20 protein-coding genes are annotated in these 25,392 nt (G+C 29.4%); 1 reads left to right on the forward strand and 19 read right to left on the reverse strand.

The window, feature by feature from the left end; genetic code table 11:
• Positions 1-130: 130 nt before the first annotated feature.
• From polA to N3Z17_RS05860, 9 genes are all read right to left on the reverse strand, one after another.
• On the reverse strand, positions 131-2,698 hold the full coding sequence (gene polA / locus N3Z17_RS05820; protein ID WP_282471776.1) for a DNA polymerase I: 2,568 nt from the start codon (positions 2,696-2,698) through the stop codon (positions 131-133).
• A gap of 2 nt (positions 2,699-2,700) precedes the next feature.
• On the reverse strand, positions 2,701-3,696 hold the full coding sequence (gene trpS, locus N3Z17_RS05825) for a tryptophan--tRNA ligase (protein WP_282471777.1): 996 nt from the start codon (positions 3,694-3,696) through the stop codon (positions 2,701-2,703).
• A 494-nt stretch (positions 3,697-4,190) separates the two neighbouring features.
• Positions 4,191-4,736, reverse strand: a complete 546-nt coding sequence (locus N3Z17_RS05830; protein ID WP_282471778.1) for a BON domain-containing protein — start codon at positions 4,734-4,736, stop codon at positions 4,191-4,193.
• A gap of 119 nt (positions 4,737-4,855) precedes the next feature.
• Positions 4,856-5,314 (reverse strand): flagellar assembly protein FliW, encoded by a 459-nt coding sequence (gene fliW, locus N3Z17_RS05835; protein ID WP_282471779.1) that lies wholly within the window; start codon positions 5,312-5,314, stop codon positions 4,856-4,858.
• Between the two features lie 23 nt (positions 5,315-5,337).
• On the reverse strand, positions 5,338-6,231 hold the full coding sequence (locus N3Z17_RS05840) for a hypothetical protein (RefSeq protein ID WP_282471780.1): 894 nt from the start codon (positions 6,229-6,231) through the stop codon (positions 5,338-5,340).
• A gap of 12 nt (positions 6,232-6,243) precedes the next feature.
• Positions 6,244-8,109 carry a FlgK family flagellar hook-associated protein gene (locus N3Z17_RS05845; protein ID WP_282471781.1) on the reverse strand — a complete coding sequence of 622 codons (1,866 nt, stop codon included), beginning with the start codon at positions 8,107-8,109 and terminating at the stop codon, positions 6,244-6,246.
• A gap of 4 nt (positions 8,110-8,113) precedes the next feature.
• The gene (locus N3Z17_RS05850; protein WP_282471782.1) at positions 8,114-8,599 is read right to left on the reverse strand and encodes a hypothetical protein; all 486 of its coding nucleotides are present in this window, start codon (positions 8,597-8,599) and stop codon (positions 8,114-8,116) included.
• A complete protein-coding gene (locus N3Z17_RS05855) occupies positions 8,592-8,927 on the reverse strand; it encodes a hypothetical protein (protein WP_282471783.1) in 336 nt (111 codons plus the stop codon). The genes N3Z17_RS05850 and N3Z17_RS05855 overlap by 8 nt, the downstream gene beginning before the upstream one ends.
• Before the next feature lie 4 nt (positions 8,928-8,931).
• Positions 8,932-10,029: a flagellar basal body P-ring protein FlgI gene (locus tag N3Z17_RS05860; protein WP_282471784.1), complete on the reverse strand. Its 1,098-nt coding sequence runs from the start codon at positions 10,027-10,029 to the stop codon at positions 8,932-8,934.
• Positions 10,030-10,143: 114 nt separating this feature from the next.
• Here N3Z17_RS05860 and N3Z17_RS05865 point away from each other — a divergent pair, with 114 nt between their 5' ends.
• A complete protein-coding gene (locus tag N3Z17_RS05865; RefSeq protein ID WP_282471785.1) occupies positions 10,144-13,422 on the forward strand; it encodes an FAD-dependent oxidoreductase in 3,279 nt (1,092 codons plus the stop codon).
• A 171-nt stretch (positions 13,423-13,593) separates the two neighbouring features.
• Here N3Z17_RS05865 and ftsZ read toward each other — a convergent pair whose 3' ends face one another.
• The 10 genes from ftsZ to N3Z17_RS05915 all read right to left on the reverse strand — a co-directional run bounded on the left by ftsZ (position 13,594) and on the right by N3Z17_RS05915 (position 25,127).
• Positions 13,594-15,000, reverse strand: a complete 1,407-nt coding sequence (gene ftsZ / locus N3Z17_RS05870; RefSeq protein WP_282471786.1) for a cell division protein FtsZ — start codon at positions 14,998-15,000, stop codon at positions 13,594-13,596.
• 189 nt (positions 15,001-15,189) lie between these two features.
• A complete protein-coding gene (locus N3Z17_RS05875; protein ID WP_282471787.1) occupies positions 15,190-16,212 on the reverse strand; it encodes an SAM-dependent methyltransferase in 1,023 nt (340 codons plus the stop codon).
• Positions 16,196-16,843 carry a P-loop NTPase family protein gene (locus tag N3Z17_RS05880; RefSeq protein WP_282471788.1) on the reverse strand — a complete coding sequence of 216 codons (648 nt, stop codon included), beginning with the start codon at positions 16,841-16,843 and terminating at the stop codon, positions 16,196-16,198. Before N3Z17_RS05880 ends, N3Z17_RS05875 begins: the two co-directional genes overlap by 17 nt.
• 1 nt (position 16,844) lies before the next feature.
• Positions 16,845-17,750 carry an AEC family transporter gene (locus N3Z17_RS05885; RefSeq protein WP_282471789.1) on the reverse strand — a complete coding sequence of 302 codons (906 nt, stop codon included), beginning with the start codon at positions 17,748-17,750 and terminating at the stop codon, positions 16,845-16,847.
• 3 nt (positions 17,751-17,753) lie between these two features.
• A complete protein-coding gene (locus N3Z17_RS05890) occupies positions 17,754-18,164 on the reverse strand; it encodes a flagellar assembly protein FliX (RefSeq protein WP_282471790.1) in 411 nt (136 codons plus the stop codon).
• Positions 18,165-18,257: 93 nt separating this feature from the next.
• Positions 18,258-18,647, reverse strand: coding sequence for a response regulator (locus tag N3Z17_RS05895; RefSeq protein WP_282471791.1), 390 nt, complete (start codon positions 18,645-18,647; stop codon positions 18,258-18,260).
• 318 nt (positions 18,648-18,965) lie between these two features.
• Entirely contained in the window at positions 18,966-19,424 is a 459-nt protein-coding gene (gene ssb / locus N3Z17_RS05900; protein WP_282471792.1) for a single-stranded DNA-binding protein, read from the reverse strand.
• Between the two features lie 63 nt (positions 19,425-19,487).
• A complete protein-coding gene (locus N3Z17_RS05905; RefSeq protein WP_282471793.1) occupies positions 19,488-19,793 on the reverse strand; it encodes an HU family DNA-binding protein in 306 nt (101 codons plus the stop codon).
• A gap of 117 nt (positions 19,794-19,910) precedes the next feature.
• Entirely contained in the window at positions 19,911-20,378 is a 468-nt protein-coding gene (locus N3Z17_RS05910) for a DNA polymerase III subunit chi (protein ID WP_282471794.1), read from the reverse strand.
• Positions 20,379-25,127 carry an NAD-glutamate dehydrogenase domain-containing protein gene (locus N3Z17_RS05915; protein WP_282471795.1) on the reverse strand — a complete coding sequence of 1,583 codons (4,749 nt, stop codon included), beginning with the start codon at positions 25,125-25,127 and terminating at the stop codon, positions 20,379-20,381. It abuts the gene before it with no gap.
• Between the last annotated feature and the right edge of the window lie 265 nt (positions 25,128-25,392).

A 25,392-nucleotide genomic window follows, 5' to 3' on the forward strand; every position in this document is an offset into this window, starting at 1 on the left:
GTTATGGCTATGAGGGAATAAAAATGTTAATTTTTATTAAAAAATATTATAAAAAATGGAATAAAAAGCATCTAATAATAACTATCTTAAAAGGCAAGAAAAATCATAATAAAGGCATTTTTAGGATTAATTATTTTGTGTGATACCAACTTTTGGCATAAGAAATATCAACTTCAATTGGTATAGATAGCTTGAAGGTATTTATCATAGTATTTTTAATTTTGACACAGCAATCACTTACAATCTCATCTGGAACTTCAAATAATAACTCATCATGAATTTGTAAGATCAAAAATTCCTGAAGATTTGAATCTAGATCTACCATCGCTTTTTTTATTATCTCAGACGCTGTTCCTTGGATAGGTGCATTAATTGCAGCTCTTTGAGCAAAATTTCTTAGATTGTAATTTCTATCATTAATACTTTCTATATAACATTTCCTTCCCATCAAAGTTTTTACATATCCATGCTTTTTTGCAAAATCAATAGTTGCGTCCATATACTCCTTAATACCTGGGTATTGCTTAAAATATGATTCAATATATGAAAAAGCCTCTTCTCTTCTGATGTTTAAACTGTTTGCAAGACCATATGCACTTTGACCATATATAATACCAAAATTAATAGCCTTTGCCTTTCTTCTGTGTTCTGAGTCAACTTTATCTAATGGAATGTCAAATATTTGACTAGCTGTTATACTATGAACATCTTTCTTCTGGTTAAACGCATCTTTTAGACTTTTTATATTTGCAATATCAGCTAATATTCTAAGCTCTATTTGTGAATAATCACCAGAAATTATAGAGAAATTTTCCTTGGCAATAAAGGCTTTCCTTATTCTATTTCCATCACTCGTTCTTATTGGAATATTTTGTAAATTTGGGTCGTGTGAAGATAATCTGCCAGTTGATGTAGTGGTTAGAGAAAAAGTTGTATGTATCCTACCATCGTTCTTATTTATAGCTTTTTGCAAAGCATTTATATATGTCGATACTAACTTTGAATAATGCCTCCATTCTAAAATTTTTCTGGCAATCGGAATCCCTAAAGCTGCATGTTTCTCGAGTGTTTCAGCATCCGTGATATAGCCATCACTTTTTTTGGCTTTCTTGCCACCTTCTAATTTTAACTTGTCAAAAAGTATTTCACCAATTTGTTTGGGTGAACCAATATTAAACTCTTCACCAGATAATTGGAAAATTTCATCTTGCAATAAACTTATCTTTTCCTCAAATTCTTTCCCTAGCTCCATCAATATGCTTTTATCTATTTTTATTCCCTTATTTTCAATCTTAATCAATAATAAAAGTAGTGGCTTCTCAATGATTTCATATATTTCAAATTTTCTTTCATCTGCAAGTTGGACCTTCAAAATTTTATGAAGATTGAAGATGTAAAATGCATCATGTTTTTTATAGTTTAGATTATAAAAATTGCTAAGATTTTCAAAATTAATTTTTTGCTTACCAGTATGCAATGTATATGCAAGTAATGAAATATCATCAAAATTTCTAAATTTAATCTCTTCATTGATACATAAATTAATGACTAATTTCGCATCAAAACACACTTTCTTAATAGAAGTTTCTTCAAAAACCATTTTAAGGCATTTTAATATATCATAAAGATTATTATTACTAAAATCCTTGTCGTCAAAAGAAAGTAAATTTAACTGATTTGATAAATTAATATTATATAGATAACCTCCAAAATAACATGAAAATATGTCACTGTTAAAATAAAAATAGAATTTTCCAAATTTTTCAATTTCAGGATATATTTTCCATAATTCATTTATTGTCATAACCTTTGTCTCAACTGATTTTATATCAGGAGATGGTTGATTTTTTAAAGACATTAACTTATTTGTGTTGAGTGATTTAAACTCATACTTATCTAAAAAATTAGTAAGCTTATCCTGAGTCACTATCTTAAATTTAAGCTGCTCAATATCGAAAGGCAGCTGAACATTTTCATCTAGTGTAACTAATTTTTTTGATAAAAAGGCTTCGTTTTTTGAATCTTCAAGTAAGCTTTTTATTCTTGTTGGTTCAATTATTTCAAGATTGCTGTAAATATTCTCTAGCGTCTCAAATTGATTAAGTAATTTTATTGCAGTTTTCGGCCCTACTTTTTTAACTCCTGGGATATTATCTGACGCATCTCCTATAAGTGAAAGGTAATCTGTCATTTGAGAATATTTAATCCCATATTTTTCTAAAACTAAACTTGGGGTTATGTACTTTTTTTTAAGTGGATCAAAAATTTCAACGTTATTTTGCATTAGTTGAATCAAATCTTTATCCGAGCTGATAATCTTAACTTTAAAATTTTTATTAAGGGCAATTCTAGTATACGTTGCAATTATATCATCAGCTTCAAAACCAGGTACTTCCACTGCTTTCACTCCAAATGCCTCAATTGCCTCTCTTATAATCGGAAATTGTATTTTTAACGCTTCATCTGGCTCGTCTCTATTGGCTTTGTACTGTGGGTAAAAATCACTCCTAAATGTTTTTTTTCCACTATCAAGTGCGATTGCAAGCATTTCACAATCATTATCCTCAATAAGCTTTGCAAGCATATTAATAAAACCATAAACAGCCCCAACTGGTATATTACTAGAAGTTGTTAATGGAGGAAGAGAATGAAATGCCCTAAATACAAAATTATACCCATCTACTATGCATAATGACATAATTAACTAATACCAATAATTTGCTTAACTATGCCGATATTTTTTTCAGCAATAGCTTTTGCTTTCATTGTTCCATTTTTTGTAATTTCTTCAAGGTATTCTTTATCTTCCATGATTTGAATCGTTTTTTGATGAATTGGGCAAATTTTCTTTATAATAACATCAGCTAAAGCCTCTTTGAATTCAGAATTCTTCATTAATTCAAAATTTTTAACAACTTTATTAACATCAATCTCCGTGAAACACGAATATATATCTATGAGGTTTGAAATTTCAGGTCTATCGATTGGATTATAGCTAATGCATGGAGCATCATCTGTTTTAGCTTTACGAATTTTCTTTCTTATTAATTCTTCATTATCAGACATATTTATTCTAGAAATGTCGGATGGATCAGATTTGCTCATTTTTTTAGAAGCATCCTTTAAACTCATAATTCTCTTTGCTTTAGAATCTATTACAGCATCAGGAATTGTAAAAATTTCTTTACCTACTTTCTTATTAAATGAAATTGCAATATCTCTAGTAAGCTCTATATGTTGTTTTTGATCTTCTCCAACAGGAACAATATTCGCATTATAAAGCAAAATATCAGCTGCCATTAAAACTGGATATGAATATAGTCCCAGATTGGCCGTCTCTTTATTTTTTCCAGCTTTATCTTTAAATTGAGTCATCCTGTTAAGCCATCCCATTTGTGTAAAGCAGCTGAGTATCCAAGTAAGCTCAGAATGCTCAGAAACCTTTGATTGACGAAATATAGTTACATTATCAGGATTAAGGCCAGCTGCAATATAAAGCGCAATATTGTACCTAATATTTTCCTGCAATTCCTGTGGATTAAAATTTGAGGTTAGTGAATGCAAATCGACTATACAAAACAAGCAATCATATTGTTGTTGCATTGCCACCCAATTCTTAATTGCTCCAAGATAATTACCTATTGTTATTTTGCCAGTTGGCTGTATTCCTGAGAAAACTCTTTTTTTATTATGCATACAATTTTTTGTTATTGAAAGCTAGGTGATGATACAATAATATCGTGGCCTTTTCTAGGGATAATTATAATTTATATTTCAAAATCATAAGCCTTACCTTTCACTAAAAAATACCAAGGCATAATACCTTGGTATTAGATAAGTTAATATAGTAAATGTTAATTAACACAATGTTACCTATATCACCGATACGCAGTATATATTGATACTGATACCAATTATCCGGGTTATATATAGCTAAAACCTATTTATCTGCTATCTAATTCTTCTCCTAACATTGTGTTACTTAACGTATACCACCTTCTGAGAGTATAAAATATTTAATAAGATGCAACAAATAAATGATGCTTACTAGTATATATATTTCATTCAAATTATTTTTCTAGCCAAATTATACAAAACTCTTTCCCTAAAAGAACTTTTATAAACTCGCTTCATCAGTTAATTAATAAAAAAGCATCTAGATAATTCTAAATGCAATATCAACAAAGTAATTAACTCTCTCTTCTAATATCGGATTTAACCAATATATAATTTTTAACTTTCTTAACTCCTTGAACTTCTCCAGCAATATTAAGTGCAGTTTCCAACTCTTTTTGTGTTTCTGCAACTCCTAAAAGGTATACCACTTTATTGTAGACCATAATTTTATAATTAACTGAATGTATTTCTTTATTAACCAAAAATTTACTCCTCAATTTTGTCGATATCCACACATCTCCAGGCAAACTTGCCTCATTTTTTTCAGAAATAGCTATATCATTAATAACTTCTTTTACTCCTCGCACCACCCAAGCTAATTTCTCTGCCTCATCCTTATATTCAGTAGACGTTACATAACCAATCAACAATACCCTACCTTCGTATACTTCTAAAGAAATTCCTCCCAACGAACCATCTACACTATTTTTTACATATTGATGTTTCACTTTTATGGCCATCCCCTTGTCATCTATAATATCACCAACCGTTCTATCTTCAGCTATGATGGTTCCTGTTGTTGCAGTGGTTGCAATACCTATTACCGCACAATTGCTCATGCTTAACAATAAAAAACACAGAAAAAACGACTTTAAAATATTATTCATAAATCAAAAAAACTATATAATACTCATTATAGTCAATACTCGAAAAATTGAAAGCTTTAAAAACACAATTTTTATAATGGATGTGCCAGACTATAATTTGAATTATGCAATACATACTGAAATGCAGTCTGCTCAGATAAATTAAGGAAAATTGGAGCTCTAGCATTTACAGCTAATTTCAATTTATTATCAATATTTTTAGTTGAGCAAAGCAATATAACCGCAACTTCATCTCTAATTAACTCCAAAGTGTCAATTGCACCAAGTAAATCTCGCTCTTTTATTATACTATTACTAAAAGATATAGGTAGTGTTAAAAAGCATAATTGCCCACTTTCTATAGACTGCAATAATTTGAAAGACTTATATTTATCGTTATTTGCATCGGCTAAACAAAACATTTTTGAATCTGCAAGACCAATCAAACCCTTTGGGAAAAAAATCTTATATTTAGTGTTTACCTCAATAGAGCCAAATTTATTTTGAAAAACTAAAATATCATTTTCCTGTATTTCTTTTTTCTTCAACATACACTACTTCCTCTTTAGCCACTTTATAAACGTATATAATCAACTAAGCTCTTAGATAAAGCCCCAATACTTGAGTAAATTTCAGAAAGTCGCTTTGATACTTGCAGTAAATCAGTATACCCAGTAAACTCATGAACTTTAGTAATATCATCATAACTTTTGGTACTATTCAGTATATCTGTCCTTTGTATTTCCTCAAATTCCTTTAAATTTTTACTAATTGAATCAACCCTTTGCTTTGCTTCAATTAATTTGTCAATTCCATCCTCAAAATCTGTAAATACCTTCTGCATATCACCAGCATTAGCATTCACTACTCCTACAAATAATTTGACAATTCCCTTTACAGAATTGTCTCCAGCATTAAAATCAAGCTTTATCTGCTCATCACTATATGAAAATGACATATTGTGTTTACTTCCTAAGTAGTATTTGTCTGGATCAACTTTTCCAGATAATTCAACAGGTTTCGTATCCATATTCTCTCCTGCAAATAAATAGGTTCCATCATATACTGATTTTTTATTCAAAAAATTCCCCATTCCACTAAGCAGGCCCTTAGCAAATTCCTCTTGTTTTTGTGGAGTAAAATCGTTATTTGTAATTCCATTTATACTAGCTTGCCATTCATACAACTTGCCCCTTAAATATTTTGTCATACTGCCCAACTCATCTGACATTTCATTTATTCTACGAAAACCTTTTTGCAATATTTCCGCATCCTTTTTCTGTACATCGATAGACTCTTGAATATTAATTACGTCACTTGCTTCAGATGCAGAAGCGTCATAAATATTCTCAAATTTTTTACCAGTCTGGACTTGCCTACCGATATTATCTCTTTCATTTACTACTTTATTAATATTTCTTTCAGTACTTTGATTTAAAGATGCTGTGCTAATAAAATTTACTGACATGTTCTACTCCCCTTAAAATGTTGCTAATAGTGTTTTCCAATACTCTTCCATTATTTGAAAAGTCTTTAATACGTATTTATGCATCCTATCAAGTTGCGTGATGTACAATAACTCTTGATCTGTATTAACACCAGATTTTGAGGCAATCTGTTCATCAATCGCTTCTAATTCAATTTTATTTTTCACAACTTTCTCTTCAAGATATTGATGTTTAATATTAAGTGTGTCAACTATACCATTCGCATAACTTGAAAAAGTTGTAGTAGATTTTGCAATAGAATCTGTTCCTTTAAAGCTAAACTCCTTATTTTGAATTTTAAGTAATTCTTCTAAAGCAGCTTTATTGTTTCTTCCTATGTCACCATCTTTCCTTACTTTTGCTGTATATATCTGACGACTATTTGTAATTTCATCAGAAATTTTTAAGGATATAGTGCTATTAGCAGAAGTTCTACTGTCATAATGCTTATCATCTACATAAGTAAAGAGCTTGAGATTATTGAATCCAAAAAACTGATTAATTCCAACGCCATCAGCACCAAATTTGCTATCTTCACTAATAATAGCAAAATTAGCATTTATAGGATTTGTACCTCCTGGGATTATTGTTAAATGCCCATCCCCATCCAATCCAGCCAAAACACTGTAGCTACCACTTGAAGTATTATTGATTTTATCTATTAAGTTTTGTAATCTAGAAATACCATTACTTAAATCAATTTCTATTGTTTCTGGTTTACCTGCAGCATTCTTAATGGATAAACCATCATTAGGATTAAACAACCCAATTCTAAATTTTCCACTAACTGTTATTGTATCACTACTTGTAAATTTATTATTACTAATAACTGATTTAAAGCCTAATTTAGGCGTAGCATCGGCATAAACAGCATTCATTTCCCTCACCAAAGTATCGGTGTATATATCCAATCTGTTTACTAGATCTGGTATAATTTTATCCCTAAGTTCAAATCTCGCTTGTAACTCACCGCCTTTTAAATGATGTGTGATTTGATTTGTAACCCCACTTGTCACTAAATCATTCCTAAATTGAGGAGAAGTGTCCTGTATATCTTCATCAACAACAGAAAGAGCAGGAAATATAAAATCACTCTTTAAATAATTATCCAGTCCATCTGTATGAGTAAATTCGACCTTATATTTAATATCACCCTTGATTAGTGGGATACCTGATTTTGTTTCTAAGACCAATTCACCATCTTTATCAAAATATTGATTAACATCAATTAGCTTTGATATTTCTCTTATCTCATTAAAAAGCTTATTTTTTGCATCATTATACTTGATATCGCTACCTCGAACGCCGTCACCCTTGAGTAAAGGCAATGCTTGACTTAAATTTCTTGCAGTTACTATATGGCCATTTAATTTTTCAACTGATTTGAAGATATGCTCATCCTGTTCCTGTCTAAATTTCTGAAGCTTCTCAGATTGCTGAGAAACATTTTCTACAAATTTTTCCATTGAACTAACAGCATCATTCATCTTATTTGAATTATTACTTGCTAGCTCTAACTCTTTTATATTTCCAAAAATGCCGTTTAGATTGACTGTAATACTATTTTTTCCATCAAGTTTCAAACTGTATACGTCCTCTATCACTTGCTGTAGCATTTCCTTACTTACACGACTAGAATGAAACAATGAATTTTTATTATACTGCTCTTTTAATAAGCCTTCGCTCATTGCTAAATCAATACTTTTAATTTCGGCTCCAACTTGCGTATTCGATACTAGATTTACTTCCTGTTTAATATAATTCGGATCATTAGCATTGACGATATTTTGTTGAGCAACACCTATCTGTCTTTCATGATTCCTAATCGCAGATGCTGTGGTTTCCATTATTTTACTCATAGAATTAAGCCTCCTTATTAAGCATTACATGTTTACTAATTTTTTCTTTAGCAAACGATTTACCAGTTTTATAATAATTCTTGTTCTTCATCTCATTTTTTTGAATTGATTCTTTTAGTATTTCCATAACCTTTGAACCCAAATATTGTGCCTTTTTAATTTTATTCATGTTCTTACCAGAAACATCCAGCAAATTTTGTACCAAATTTTTAAACTCTTCCTTATTTTGTAAATCTTGCTCCTTAGATACACTAAAACTATTGAGAATTTTCTTTTTATTTTTTGAAAAAAAATTCACTAATTCTATTTTGTCTGGAATCAACTCCACCGCTTTATCATATTGTTTTTTTTCAATGAATTCCTCTTCCCTTTTAACAATCTTACTAAGCCTTCCTAATGCTTTAATAATTAATTCGTATTCAAAAAAATCTTCATCATTCTTTTCATGCTCAACATTTTGTTTTGATTCTTCAATTTTTTCATTATCCATGATTTTGATATTTCTTTAACAATTGTTTATTTAAATTTGGATCAACTTTAAAATTTCCATCTTTGGTAATTTCTCTGGCATATTCATTAATTAAAAAATGATTTAGAGTTTCTTCAGCAAATCCACCTCCTGTCAATGGATCTGGCTCAATATTTTCATAAATTGGTTCCATCATACTAGACAATAACGTTGCATTAAATTCATCTAGCATTGCATTAAATTTCTTTTTTTCAATATTAGAATTAACATTTAGATGCAAATCAGGGCGTTTCAATTCTTGATTAATGTTATGTTTATCAGTGATTGCGTTATTATTACCTGTACTCATTACATCACCTTATTTCTATTTCTCCTTGCAAAGCACCAGCATCACGTATTGATTTCAATATACTGATCAAATCTTGTGTTTTTACACCAAGTGAATTTAACCCTGATACTAAATCAGCAAGATTGGCAGTAGGTTCTAGCACCTTAAAAGCAGTGCCAGGTTGAGATGGCTGGTTTTTATCGCTAGTAGGAACAATATCTGACTCAATTTCAAATTCCTCTAATGGCGAAACCTTTACTATTAAATTTTTTTGCGCAATAGCAACTTTACTAATTTTAACATGTTTTCCAATAACCACAGTACCAGTAGCTTCATCAATTATAATTTTAGCTGTGGTATCTGGTGATATTGTTATATTTTCAATGTCTGCTAATAATCCCACAACGTTATCTTTATATTCCTCAGGAATTTGTAATACAACTGTACCTGGATCTCTTGCCATTGAGAGAGTATCACTTAGATAGGAGTTAATTGCATTAGCAATAGATCTAGCTGTAGTGAGGTCAGGATTATTTAATGATATACTTATTTTAGTCAAGGAATTGAGGTCAAATTCAATTTCTCTTTCAACTGATGCTCCGTTTATAATGTATCCAGATGTTAAGATTGGCTTAAAATTATCCTGTCTAGTATCAGCTAATTTACCAATTCCAACTTGCCCTTGCGCCACAGCATAGATTTTACCATCAATTCCCATTAAAGGAGTTGCGAGTAATGTACCACCTTTTAAACTTTTAGCATCTCCCAGTGTGCTTAAATTAATAGATATTTTATTCCCAGCTCTAGAAAAACCTGGCAAGTTTGCTGTCACCATAACTGCAGCAATATTTTTTGTTTTTATAGTGTCACCCCTTGTATTAATTCCTAATTTTTCAAGCAAATTAACCAATCCTTTTTGAGTAAATACTGAATTTTTCAAATTATCACCAGTTCCATCTAACCCAGTCACTAAACCATAGCCAACTAAAACATTGTCCCTGATACCCTCAAAATTAACAATATCTTTAATTCTTGAATCTGAGTTTGAATTAACAGGAAAAACTAGTACAATCCATAAAACAAATACTATATTTAATAACGATATTACAATTTTATTTTGCATTAAATTTCAGAACACATCCAACTTTGACAATTTAAGCATTATTAATAATAACTATCAAGAAAAATTTATTTATATTTTTGCTATTAAATTAAATCATATGCTACGACATTTAAAATGATTGAACTAAACTTTAATATTAAGTTTGAGGACTTATATTCAATATTTGGATTAAGGACAATAGATGAAAAATTTTTAGACTTCTTAAATACCCAAAACCCAACTCTTATGCACGATTTAGTTGTTGGTAGAGAAAATACCTACATATCATCTGAACTAATACTTCATATAGCTCCGCACCTAGAGAATTTTATAATTACTTTGTTTAACCTAAAATACAGTCAGAATAATAGCCTAAATTATCATAAAAAAGCATCTGCTCTATTTGAGTGTAAAAAAAGATTTATCCAAAGAAAAATTAGTATTGAGCATTATGACGAAAAACGACTAAATGAGTCTGTTTCTATATTATGTAAGGCTGGAATCAACTTAGATGATGAATTATCGATAGCAACTCATATTTTAAAATTACAGGAAGATAACAATGAAAAATTACTAGAATTTGCTAAAATATATGTTGCATGGGCACTATATAATGAAGAAGGAAGAGAAAAGTATAAAAATGGGATATTATTCAAAATACCTAAAAAATTAAACTTTGATAAATTAATTGAATATTCAGAATCTAATAACAAAACAAAATGTTTTGACAATAAAGAACTAAGAGATAGAAAAGGTTTTGACCTAACAGATGATACAATAAATCAACATACCGCTATTGTTAATGCGAATTACTGCTTATACTGCCACAAACAAAATAAAGATTCCTGTTCAAAAGGATTATCTGATAAAATAACTAACGGTATTACTGTAAATTCTCTTGGCGTGGAATTGAATGGATGCCCACTAAAGGAAAAAATTTCAGAAATGAACTTACTAAAAAAAAAGGGGTTTATCATTGGTGCATTTGCTACTGCAATTATAGACAACCCAATGATAGCCGCAACAGGACATAGAATATGTAACGATTGCATGAAATCATGCATTTATCAAAAACAGGAACCAGTTGATATTCCATTAATTGAAACTAAAATTTTAGATGATATTTTAAGGCTTGACTATGGATTTGAAATATATAGTTTACTAACAAAATGGAATCCACTAAAATCAGAAGGATATTTACCAAAAGAATTTAATAATTATAAAGTTTTGGTTGTAGGAATGGGACCGGCAGGTTTTACTCTTTCTCACTACTTAATAAATGAGGGATTTACTATAGTGGGAATTGACGGATTAAAGATTGAACCAATTCAAAGTGAACTTTCTGGCGTTACACAAGAAGGAACTAGAGTAAATTTTAAACCAATTAAAACCATCTCCGATATTGAAGAAAAACTTAGTGAAAGGAAGGCCTATGGTTTTGGTGGCGTAGCTGAATATGGAATTACAGTAAGATGGAATAAAAATTATCTGACAATTTTAAGATTGATGCTTGAACGTAGAGAAAATTTTAGAATGTATGGTAGTATAAGGTTCGGTAGCACAATCAATTACCAATCTGCCAAAAAACTCGGATTCAACCATGTTGCACTAGCAATTGGCGCAGGAAAGCCAAATATTCCAGATATTCCAAATATTTTATGCAAAGGAGTAAGGAGTGCCTCTGATTTTTTGATGTCATTACAAACTCTTGGTGCTTCAAGAAAAAGTAGCTTGGCTAATTTACAAATTAGGCTCCCTATTGTTGTTATAGGTGGCGGATTAACCTCAATAGACACGGCAACAGAAAGCCTTGCCTATTACCCAATAATGGTAGAAAAATTCTTAGCTCAATACGAAAGATTAGGAAATAACTTCCTTAAAACTTTAGATGATGAAGAATTAGAAGTTGCTTTGGAATTTATTGAGCATGCAAAAGAATTAAAAGCTAATCCTAAAGACAGACTTTTTTTATTGAAGAAATGGGGTGGAGTGAAAATTATATATCGAAAAAAATTTGAAGAGTCTCCTGCATATAGATTGAATCATGAGGAGATTGCTAAGGCATTTGAAGAAGGGATAGAGTTTATAGATAACACATGCCCATTAGAAGTTATTTTAGATAAATTTAGCCACTGTAAAGAAATTATCTGCAATAACAAGACTATTCAAGCTAAAACAATATTAATTGCTACAGGCACATCACCTAACACAACCTTAGCCAGGGAGGAACCCGAGCATTTTAAGTTAAACGGCAAGTATTTTTCTATGATTAAAAATGGCGAGGATCCAACTTTTTTCATAAATATGGAAAATAATTTTAGTATTAGCATATTAGGTGATTCACATCCAAAATATTCTGGTAGCGTAGTAAAGGCTATGGCAAGTGCAAAGGACAGTTATAAATTAATTGCTAAAGAAATTTTTAAATATAATAAAAAGAATGAGCTTCAAAGTAGTAAGTTTTTTGAAAAATTGAATAATCAGCTGATTTCTAAAGTCATTAAAGTAGATAGATTAACCAAAAATGTTGTTGAAATTTTTATCAAATCTCCATTAGCTGTAAACGAATTTCAACCTGGGCAGTTTTATAGGCTACAAAACTACGAATCAAATGCAAAAATTAGCAATGGCTATCTAAGGACCATTGAACCATTGGCATTAACTGGAGCTTTTGTTGATAAAATTCAGGGTATTATTTCATTAATAGTTCTTGAAATGGGGGGGTCCTCAAATTTTTGCCAAGATTTAAAACCTGGTGAAACTATTAGTCTAATGGGCCCAACTGGCTCTCCAACCTATATACCTAAAAATGAGAATGTATTATTAATCGGCGGAGGGTTAGGCAATGCAGTCCTGTTTTCTATAGGTAGGGCATTAATAGACAATGGATGCCATGTTTTGTATTTTGCAGGGTATAAAAAAAGAACAGATGTATTCAAACCACAAGAAATAGAAAAGGCTGCAAATCAGGTTATTTGGTGTTGTGATGAATCAAAATTAAACTTATCAAATAATGCAAACCAATCTTTTCATGGTAATATTATAGAAGCTTTAGAGAATTATGATACAAACTTTAGCAATGAGTTGAAATTGAAAAATTTTAACAGAATGATTACGATAGGCTCTGATTCAATGATGAAAGCGGTTTCATATGCTATTCAAAATGATCTGAAAAATCTCTTTGATCCAAATATTAAGTCCTTTGCATCAGTTAATTCTTCTATGCAATGTATGATGAAAGAGATTTGCGCTCAATGCTTACAAAAACACATAAATCCTAAAACTAAGGAAGTTAGTTATGTATATAGTTGCTTTAATCAGGATCAAAATTTAAAGCATGTAGATTTCGAACATCTTTCATGCAGATTAAAACAGAACAGTTTGTTGGAAAAAGTTACTAGCAAATTAACCTGAGGGGTATAAAAACCCCACAAATTAATTTTTCCCAACAGATAATCTCTCCTTATCCAATTACAATTATACGTATGAATTGTTACAATTATGTTACAAAAACAAAATATTTTTAAAATACATATTAGGATATTCTAAATGGTTGAAGAGTTACGTAGCAAAATAAAAAATAATTCAGTCTTTTTTATTTCTTAAGAAAGTTGGTATCTCAAATATACTACTAGTTGATTTTATTTTTTTTGGTTCTTCTTTTGCTAAATCATCTTCAACTGTTGATAAATCATGATCCCTCACTTTCTCTTTTTGTTGTATATGATCAATATCATCTCTATTATTATTAGTTAAGGTGAAATAGAAAGAATTTTGCTTTGGCTCTAATACCTCTTTTTTTTGTGCATGAAATGAAAGCTTATCTTCATTAAAATTTTTATTTATAAATTCTTCTTTTGTCTCAGCTAATATTTCTTTTTCTATAATTTTTTCTTCAATCTGCCCCTCTTTAACATCATTTTCTTTTATTGCATTTCTTTCAGTAATGCTGTCAATACTTATAGATTTAGAAAGCGTGATATCACCAAAATTATTTATTAATTTATTATCTATTATTTTTTGAGTCTTTACATCAATTCCAGTTGCTACCACAGAAACTCTTAATTTCCCTTCCAAATCAGCATCAAACGCAGAACCAAAAATTATATTTGCATTAGGATCAACTTCTTCTTTAATTCTATTCGCTGCTTCATCCACCTCAAACAATGTCATATCCATACCACCAGTAATGTTAATCAACACCCCTCTTGCTCCTTTCATCGATGAGTGATCAAGCAATGGATTGGATATAGCTGCTTCTGAAGCTTTAATAGCCCTATTTTCTCCTTCTGCTTCACCCGTCCCCATCATAGCTTTTCCTTTCTCATTCATTACCGCATGAATATCAGCGAAATCCAAGTTAATTAGACCAGGCTTAGTTATTAAATCCGTTATACCCTTCACACCTGCATGCAATACTTCATCCGCCATTTTAAATGCATCGGCAAAAGTAGTTTTTTCATTTGCTAGTCTAAAAAGATTTTGATTAGGTATTATAATAAGAGTATCAACAAATTTCTGCAATTCATCTAGACCTTCTTCAGCTGTTTTCATCCTTCTTGCACCTTCAAAATGGAATGGCTTAGTAACAACTCCTACAGTTAAAATATTCCTTTCTTTGGCAATTTTTGCAACTATAGGAGCTCCACCTGTTCCAGTTCCGCCTCCCATCCCTGCTGTGATAAAAATAAGATTATATCTGTCTAATGCTTCGATAATTTCATTTGTTGATTCTTCCGCCGCTATAGCTCCAACTTTTGGATCTGATCCTGCACCTAAACCTTTTGTAGATGTTATTCCAAATTTAATTTTATTAATTGCTAAAGAATTATCTAGAGCTTGAGCATCAGTATTAGCAACAAAAAAATCAACACCTTCTAGATTAGATGATATCATATTATTAACGGCATTTACGCCTCCTCCTCCTACCCCAAAAACAGCGATTTTTGGAGATAAATCCTTTTCAATTGGAATGCTTATTTTTAAACTCATTTTAGCTCTATTAATGATTCAAGAAAGTTTATTGTCGGTCTTTTTAAACTGCAAAATAATACATTAGGCACTTATTTGCAATTGTTTCTTATTATAACATAATTTTTTATATAATGAAATTTTCATAAAAATATAAAAAGTTATTGCTTTATACCAATCGCTTAAAATAACTTGATAGATAAATTGGTATTATATCGTAATTAATACTTTAAACAAACTTCCCATCTCCTCATCTGAGATTAATTTATTTAACTGATAATCAATTTTTTCTCTAGATGCACCATACTTTACTAACATCTTGGCCCTCTCTAAAATACCATACTGCAATAAAAAATCTGATTGATTCATTATATTAGATATAATATTGTTTTTTTTAAAATTATTTTGTAACTCTGTAAAATCAACCAACGAAGTTACGTCCGATTCACCTATCTTATCAAACAATCCAATTTTTTTATGACCCATAACTGCTTGCAAAGTACTTTTATTCGGAGATTTTAAATATCCATAATCAATGATCAGCGCTAATCCCTTACCATCAGAAATTTTTCTTGATACCTTATTAATATAATTACTTCTATGCTCTGATAGTTCAATCAGTTGATTGTTACCAAATTTATCTATACCCACCACATTAGAGACATCACTCACCAAACCAAAAGTAAAATTATTTTTTTCATTTAAAGAAATAACTACTTCATATATTTTATCTTCCTTTAACAAATACTGCTTCACAAGAAGAGCGTCAAAAAATTCATTAGCAACTATAAAAAATTTTTTACCTTCCAATTTCTCTAAATCTTTATACCAGTTAATTTGAAAATTATTAAAATTTTTCAGAGTATTTTTTTGCGCTTGTTGCAATTTATCACTTGTTTCAATTAAAGCTACTTCACTTATATCATTGTATATATCTTTAAAATTTTGAATTGTTCTCAAAATATCCCTCATCATTGTCCCATTTCCAGGACCTAATTCCACTAAAGTAAATGGAGCATTCACTTTTTGATACCATATTTCAGACAAATAAATTGCTATAATCTCACCAAACATTTGACTTATTTCAGGAGCAGTTATGAAATCACCATGCTGACCAATGGAATCAAAATTTGAATAATAATAGCTAGATGCAATCTGCGTAAATTTATCAATGCTTAGCGGTCCATTGATATTTATAATATTTTTAATGTGGCTATTAATATTTTGCACCATCTAGGGGTATAATATTTTTAAACACTTCTTGTATGAATTGTAGCGTAATTTTCCTTTTTCTTATAATCGATTGTTTATCTATTATATTCACTACTTCATCAATAGATTTATATCTTCTCTCTATATTTTGATAAATTGACTCAATTATTTCCTCAGATATTGATATTTGCTTTTGTCTAAAAAATTTCTCAATTAATAATTTTGCCAGCCTCTCATCTGGTTCCTTTAATACAACCTTATAAATCGATTTAATCCTAGAATTTAAATCTTTAAGATTAAAACTCGGATACTTTGAACATGTTAATAACAGAGAAAGCGATTTTTCTTGAGCAAAATTAATAATATTAATCAAAGTACTATCATTATAGTTTTCTACATTATCAACTATAATCCTTTCATTATCATCCAAATCATCAAGACCATTTATAAATATTGCGCCAGTATTTTTCTCCCATAATTTTGCCAACAGTGTCTTGCCAGATTTTTCAGAACCAATTATCAAAATTCTGTTATTTTGCCACATATCCCAGTTGTTAATAGCATTATAAGCCTCAATATTAGAGAAGGAGGTAATAAAATCGTCATCACAATTATCTTTATAGGTACTTTCTAATTCTAATATTTTTTGCATTTTAAAAAAACTGTAAAAAAAATGGTATATACAATGTCGCTATAATAGTACTTACCAATAATGCAATCGCTGCTTTCTCAGGAAATTTGTTATATAAATTACACGTTATAATGCAATCTATTCCTGGTGGTAAAGCAGATAAAATGAAAAACATTTTATGCATCTCATTGTTATAAATATGGAAGACGAATTTATCTAATAAAATAAATGACAAGTATAATAACGGCGACACAATGATTTTTGAGATTGAAAAAATACTTATAAATTTGATTCCTCCTTCCAATTTTACTTTACTCAAACTTAAACCAAAAACCATCATCCCTAAAACCAAATATGCTGCCCTCATTTGAAAAAATAAATTATTAAAACCATCGAACAACCTTATATCACTTAAATTTGCCACTAACCCTATTGCAAATCCATAAATTGGTGGCAACTTTAAAAGGAGTAGAACCCTTTTTTTAGCAGAATCAATATTATTTGAGATTGTGTAATTTCCTATGGTATAGACATACAACACAAAACCTATAGTTGATAACATAAAAATTCTGACATACTCCTGATCAAAGACCAACATAGCTATTGATAATCCTAAGCTACTTGTATTAGCGCTCCCAGCGGCGTAACTGATAATTCTCTCTCTACCATCATCAAAAAATTTAGATCCAATAAAGAGCGCTATTTTACCAAGAATAAAAGAAAATGCTAAATACATTGCCGGCAATAGAGCATACTTAGCTTCAAGCTCAGTATTAAGTGCCACATCAAAAAAGATTACAGGCATAATAAAATGAAACATGATTTTGCTGAGAGATTTAGTATCTATTTCATGTAATTTTCCAGCTATATAGCCTTGAACAGCTATAATATAGAGTGGTAAAATTTTAGATATTAAACTAATAAACATATCCTATATTATACCTCTCTTAGCTAACTCTACATTTGCTAAAGTTTCGATTTCTTGAATTATATCTGAAAGCTTCTTGTCAGTACAACCTATATCGCACATTTTAAGATTTTTTTTAATTTCATACAATTCTTTCAATGACGGCTTAGAAAACAACATAGATTTTCTATACTCAGACAATAGATGCAATAAGTTGTTACCGTAATTATAATTTTTCTCTTTATCTGAATCCTTGGAGCTAGTTTGTAAAAAGTATAAATTTTCTGTATTAATCTCTTGATTGCAACTTATTTTATTAGATGTTTTTGTTGAATCATTTAAACTAAACGCTCTCTTGTCTTTATCCTTTTTTTTATCAACGTTTCTAACTCCATGTATCTTACCTACGCTGATTGGATTTATACCACTAGACATTATATACCTTTTTCTACGATTATATCCTAATCACTAAGCAAGTTCATCATAATAGTGATTTTTTGTATAATCAATATTCTATCAAGATAATAATTATATTTTTAAAACCTCATTAAATACAGTAGGCAAAGCAGTAAAAATATCACCCTTAAAGATTACTTTTAAAAATAATTTTTCTATTTCTTCTTTTTTTTGTATATTCAGTAATTCCTTATACTGTGATAATAAAATTATAGGAATTGAATCAAAATCACTATTTTTTCTAATTTTCATTGCTAAATTTATACCATCAATTTCAGGCATTTGATAATCTAATAATATAACTGAGACGTCTTTCTTCAAATCGGCTAATATTTCCAGCATTTCACCTGGATGATTAAATACCTTATAATCACAACCCAATCTTTCAAACAGCTTTATCAATGTATTAATAAAATATGGATTATCATCTATAGCAAAAACTGTTTTTACTATTTTATTCATTTAAATCTCCTTTTGCACTCACTATCACACTATTAAAACTTAAATAGATATGGGATTGTATAATATAATTGATTATAAATAAACTACCAAAATCAAAAATGTATATGTTAATGAAATATCATGGATTAAAGCATGGTTATTAAGTATAATATTTATATTTAAGGGACGTAGATAAATTTACATAATATATAAAATATTATAGCAATCTCCTATTTAAATTTCTAAATTATTATTAAAAACCCCTTGTTCTAACAACACCCTGAAAAATTGATAATATACAGGCTCACTTCATTACTTAGTGAGTATAGTAGAATTGAATTAAAAAGGAATTTCATCCTTAATATTATCTGGGTCAAATTCTTCATATTTTGACTCTTGATTATTATTTTCAAAATGATTTTCGTTATGTCGTGAATCACCACCTTTAGAGTCAAGCAAAGTTAGTGTACTATTATATTGAGTCAGCACTACCTCTGTAGTATATTTTTTTATGCCCTCTTTATCCATATACTCCCTGGTCTGCAACTTACCCTCTATGTATACTTTACTTCCTTTATTGACATAATTTTTAACAATATTTACAAGCCCAGGTGCAAAAACCACAACCCTATGCCAATCTGTTTTTTCCCTTTGTTCTCCAGAATTTTTATCCTTCCACCTTTCGCTCGTAGCAATTGAAAAATTTGCGATTTCACTACCACCACCTTGAGAAACCCTAATTTCTGGTTGATTTCCGACGTTTCCCACTAATATTACTTTATTTACACTACCAGACATATATATTTAACACCATAAAAAAACATAAGCGCAACTAGTGCGCAATATGATAATAACCAAATATTACTTATTGTTCACAGTCGCTTTAAATTCTGAGCCAACTGAAAAGCTCACTCTCCTTTGAGCTGGAACTTTAGCAATGGTACCTCTTGGGGTTTTAACTTCTTTTGCAACAGTATGCTTAGCTTTAAATGAACCAAATCCAATAAATCTTAATTCATCTGAATCCTTTAGTGAATGCTCTATACACTTAAAAACAGAATTCAATATTGCATTGGCTTTAGTCTTTGTGCATTCTAAATCCTTTGATAATATATCCAAAAATTCGTTCTTGTTCATTCTAACTCCGTTATTAATGTTTAAATACATATTATAAAAACTATCTATCAATAAAATCAAGACAAAAGCAACAATTATATTTAATTTTTATAAAACTTTTATTTTTTAATAAAAAAAGCAGTTGAAGAAATTATAATTCCGCAAAGCTCATCCTATCAAGCTATCATAACCTACTTTCCACGTACTATCAAGATTTTGTATAAAATACTTAATTTTATTTCCAAATAATTTATCATTTAATTTAGTAAGCAGGTACTTAATATTTACATTCTCTGTAGTGATAACAAATATGTCATTTACCAAATCAATATTAAAATTCGCCAATAAATCAGTTGAAGAAAGTATTAAAAAATTACTGTGGCGTATTAAATGATCAAAATTTGTTGCTATTATTAAATCCTGCAATTCTACATCAAATTTGTCATTTTCAGTAGAATGAGGTATAAAAGATAATTGAGAAAAAGACCACATTAGACTATCCAAATACTCCATTTCATCCTCATCCTTACACAGAAAATTCACCTTTTTAGCAACTTCTAATATTTTTATAATAACTTTAGGAATAGTTACTTTATAAAGGGTGCTTTGAACTTGATAAAAAGTTATGCTCTTCATTTATATGCTTTCTGATTTTACTAATTCTTTCAACTTATTGATTATAACTTGAACCAAAACAAAATTGTTTTCACCATTTTCCAGCAATATCTTAGATATAAATTTATCAAAATTATTTAATTTGTTCTTGTCTTTAATAAAACTAAGATCTTCAGTATTTTTATAATCTTTTAATTGTTCATACACGATATCAACGGTAATCTTTCTTAGTTCATTTTCGATATAATCGTACGCTAATTTTTCTATGTGATCTGCTTCATTATTTTTATTAATCAATTCTAAAATTTGTTCAATATACAACCTATTTCTGATTTTAAAGTACACTTTAGCTATAATATCTATATCAATTTTAGAAGATTGTTTAACTGTAATTATATCAAAAAAGGATGTAATAAGACTAAAATACACTATATTTAAAATTAAATTACTTGAATTTTTATCTTCCTTAATATGGCCGTTAACCTTTTTAATTTGCTTTGCAATCACAGTATTAAAATACTCATCTTTATTAAATGATTTGCATAATTCATTAAACCCATTTTTCTGTTTTACAATAATTGCTTCTACATCAGTCATGTCAGGATAATGCATTAAAATCCAATTTATTCCTGTTTTAATAATTGTGTGTAATTTATTCAATAATTTATATCTTGAATCTACTGAAATACTAACAGACGCACCATTTATATCTTTTAGAATATTTTTTGCATCAGCAGTTTGCATTATAATATAAAATGCTTTAGCAATAGACACAGGATTAAAACCTTTTTCATCTTTTAGAAGGTGAAAAGTTGTACAACCCAATGTATTCACAAATTCATTTGAGATCATTGTTATAATTATCTCATTGCTAAGCTTATGTAACATTATAGATTGTTTAAAATTTTGTTGCATGTGCTCTGGAAAATACGAAAGCAATATCTTTTGAAAAAAACTCTCTTTTGTAAAATCGAATGAAACCAATATTTTAGCGATAGAATTTTTTGCATATGCAACTAAAACTGCAATCTCTGGCCTTGTAAGCGACTTTTTCTCAAGCTCTAATTTCATAATTTCTTCTTGACTTGGCAATTTTTCAACTTCTCTTAATAACTCACCTTTTTCCTCCAAACAATTTATTAACCAACGATAATCTCTTAGATTGTTGATATCTGAATAACTTTCCATATTTAATAAAACAGATTGACTGTAATTATCCTGTAAAACTAAATTTTCTACATCAGATGATAATTTACTTAAAATCTTATTTCTTTCTTCAAGAGTGATATTTTTTTGCTCTATCTCATGTTGCAAAGCAATTTTTATATTTACTTCATGATCAGAACAGTCAACACCACCAGAATTATCTATAAAATCTGTGTTAATTAACCCTCCGTGTCTGGCAAATTCTATCCTTCCTTTTTGAGTAAAACCTAAATTTCCACCCTCACCTACTACCTTACATCTTAAATTTCTCCCTATTATTCTTAAATCATCATTAACCTTATCCCCAATCTCATTGTTATCTTCAAACTCACCTTTTACATAGGTCCCTATTCCCCCATTCCACAATAAATCAACTGGTGCTTTTAATATTGCAGTTATTAATTTAGACGGAGATAACTTGTCAGCACTAATTCCTAATGCAACCTTAACTTCAGGTGAAATTGATATTTCTTTAACTGTTCTTTCATAAACCCCACCGCCTTTTGATATTAAATCTGCACTATAATCTGTCCATTTTAAATTTGGATTATTAAACAATCTTTGCCTTTCCTTAAAACTTTTTTCTGTATCTGGATCTGGATCAAGAAATATATGCAAATGATTGAAAGCTGCTAAAAGTTTCATTTTTTTAGACAACAACATTCCATTCCCAAATACATCACCAGACATATCACCAATTCCTATAGCTGTAAAATTGTCCTCATCTAAATTAATATTTAGAGAGTTAAAATGATATTTTACACATATCCAAGCACCCTTTGCCGTTATGCCAAGTTTCTTATGATCATAGCCAGCTGAACCACCTGATGCAAATGCATCACCAAGCCAAAAATCATACTCCTTTGAGACCTGATTAGCATAATCAGAAAAAGTTGCAGTCCCCTTATCTGCAGCAACAACAAAATATGGATCATCTTCATCATGTCTAATTATATGCTTAGGATTAACAATTTTCTTGTTAACAATATTATCTGTTATATCTAAAATTCCTCTTAGAAAATTTTTATAGCAAGTAATACCTAGTTTTAAGAAATCTTCATTATTGTTTGTATGATATTTGATAACAAAAGCCCCTTTACAACCAGAAGGCACTATTAATGAATTTTTAGTCATTTGCGCTTTCATCAAATCTAATACCACCTTTCTAAAATCCTCAGTTCTATCAGTCCACCTTATCCCACCCCTTGCAATTTTAGCACCTCTTAAATGTATCGCTTCAAATTTAGAGGAATAAACAAAAGTATCTACTTCCGGCTTTGGAAGTGGCATATCTTCAATCTCTTTCGAACTAATTTTTAGTGATATGAAATCTTTATAATAACTTGTAACTTTGTCAATAAGAAAGAAATTTGTTCGTTTTGTTGCTAGAATTAAACATAAATATGTGCTCAAAATCTTATCTTCTACAAATACCGATATTTTTGAAAGCATTTCATTAACTTTATCCAAAATATCTTTTTCAGTAGAGCTTGTATATTTTAAATCTGGATTAAACCTCAACTGAAATAAGTTTATTAAATTTTTGGTAAGGTCGGAGTTCTTCACCAACGTATTTAATATATATTCAATATTAAATTCAAATTTAATTTGTTTTAAATATTTTGCATATGCTCTTAGAAGATTTGCTTCTCTATAATTAATACCTACATAATAAAGCAAATTATTAAAAACGTCATTTTCGACTGTGTTGTCCCAAATTTTTTCCAACCCTTCTTCTATATTAAGTTGCAAAGCATTGTTAAATTCAAATTCTCCAAATTTAGGTTTTGTTCTAAAATAGTGAATAAAAACCTTCTCTTCTACTCCCATATTATTAATCCTTATCTCAAAAGTGGCCACATCAATTATAAATAGCCCCAGATTATCGATTATCGGAAATATAGTTGATAGGTGCAATTCATTCTTTAACGAAAATATCTTCAGCTGAATCAAACTTTTGCTACTTTTAGCAGAATTATATATTTTAAAAGCAACCTTATTTTTTGTTAAAGCCTCTTCAATTGCGTTAATGTCATGGATTGCTTGTTCAGGAGAAAAACTAGTAGTATATTGAATGTTAAATGCATCTTGATATTTTTTAAACAGCTTATCAGCGTCCTTTCTACTTAAGTTGCCATTTAACACCTCTTTTAAATTATCATCCCACGCATTTATAGTACTAGCAATCAGCTTTTCTACCCTATCTATATCGTAATGAGGGATTTTCTTATCGGGCAAATTTATTACTAATTGTAATCTAGTAAGTTGACCATCTCCTATTTTGACATAATGTTTTGCAACAAAGCCATTGAACTGATTGCATAAAATATGCTCAATTCTCTGCCTTACCTGTGTGCTAAATCTAGTTTTAGGTATAAATATCAATGAGCTAATATATTTTTTTGCTTTGTCTTCTCTAATAAACAATTTAATACGTGGGTTAATTGTTAATGATACAATTCCTGAAGCAATTTTATATAAATCATTTTTACTTATTTGTAATAATTCACTTCTAGGAAAGTCCTCTAAGGCAGAAACTAACTCTTTTGAATTATAGCTATCACTTGGATATCCATATTTTTTTATAACATAGTTAATTTTGTCTCTGATAAGTGGTATATTCAATACACTCATATAATAGACTTTAGTAATTAAAAATCCAAAAAATGTATCTATAGATATGCATTTCCCAATTGAATTATAATTTTTAACAGATATGCATAACATATATGATTTTCTATGTACCGATGTTTTAGTATCAGATTTACGAACAGTTATCACACAATCATTAAATTGATAATTATTTAGTAATTCTATTTCATTAGTAAATTTTGGACGTTTTAACACGCCCAAATTTTTCCTTTCATCTACCTTAAAACTATCAATATTATTTAATACTGAATGCGCATATCCCAAAAAAATAAAATTATCCTCTAAAAGAAATCTTAAAAAATTTACATGCTCTTCATCAATATTAGTGTTATTTTTTAGCTCTAGACTTATTATGAGATTGTCAGTACAAGCCGATAAAGAATTCTTCATATGCTTCCAATCGTCTACTGCAATTTTAGTGCATTCCAGTATTTCAGAAATTTTGATTTTTAAGTTGCTATAAAAACTCTCATCGAACCAATTTGAAATGTAAAATTGTAAAACTGCAATTTTGCCATCACCAAGATTAGTAAACTGATAATTTTTATAGTCTTTGGAATCAAATGCTTTATGTGAAAAAAGATTTATATCTACATCATGAGATTGTAGTTCATTCTTTATGGAATCAATTATAAACGGGGTATCAAAACAAATTATGGTTAAAATAGCATAATCAGCATTTTCATTTTCAATATCTATATCTATTATAAAGTTTCCATTAAATTTCTTTTTAATAATATTATAGGCATTTTCACATCCCCTACTTATTATCTTCGGGCTTAATATCGATAAATTATCTTCAGAAAGCTCTTCCAAAAATTTACTAGTAAAATTTGCTGCATACTGGTTTTTTATTAAACTAACTATTTCTTGAATTTTTATTTGATTCTGATTTGCGCACCCTTTTTCCATGATCGACATTTAACCCTATTATTTATTAGATGATAGCATAAATAATATTGAAATAAACTTTAAAAACACTATTCATTCGCAATAATCTTTAAATAAACGAAAAACATAAAGCCGTTGCTCACATATTTTAAGACAAGCTCTCTCCATACCAATTATCTTTCAACTCTACTCATTTGACATTATACTACACAATTATCATCCCTTAAAACCGCATCATAAGATCTAGCAAATCGTGTAGGATATTAGTATAATCACTAATTTATTA

The sequence above is a fragment of the Candidatus Bandiella numerosa genome, from assembly GCF_029981845.1.
Classification (GTDB): domain Bacteria; phylum Pseudomonadota; class Alphaproteobacteria; order Rickettsiales; family Midichloriaceae; genus Aquirickettsia; species Aquirickettsia numerosa.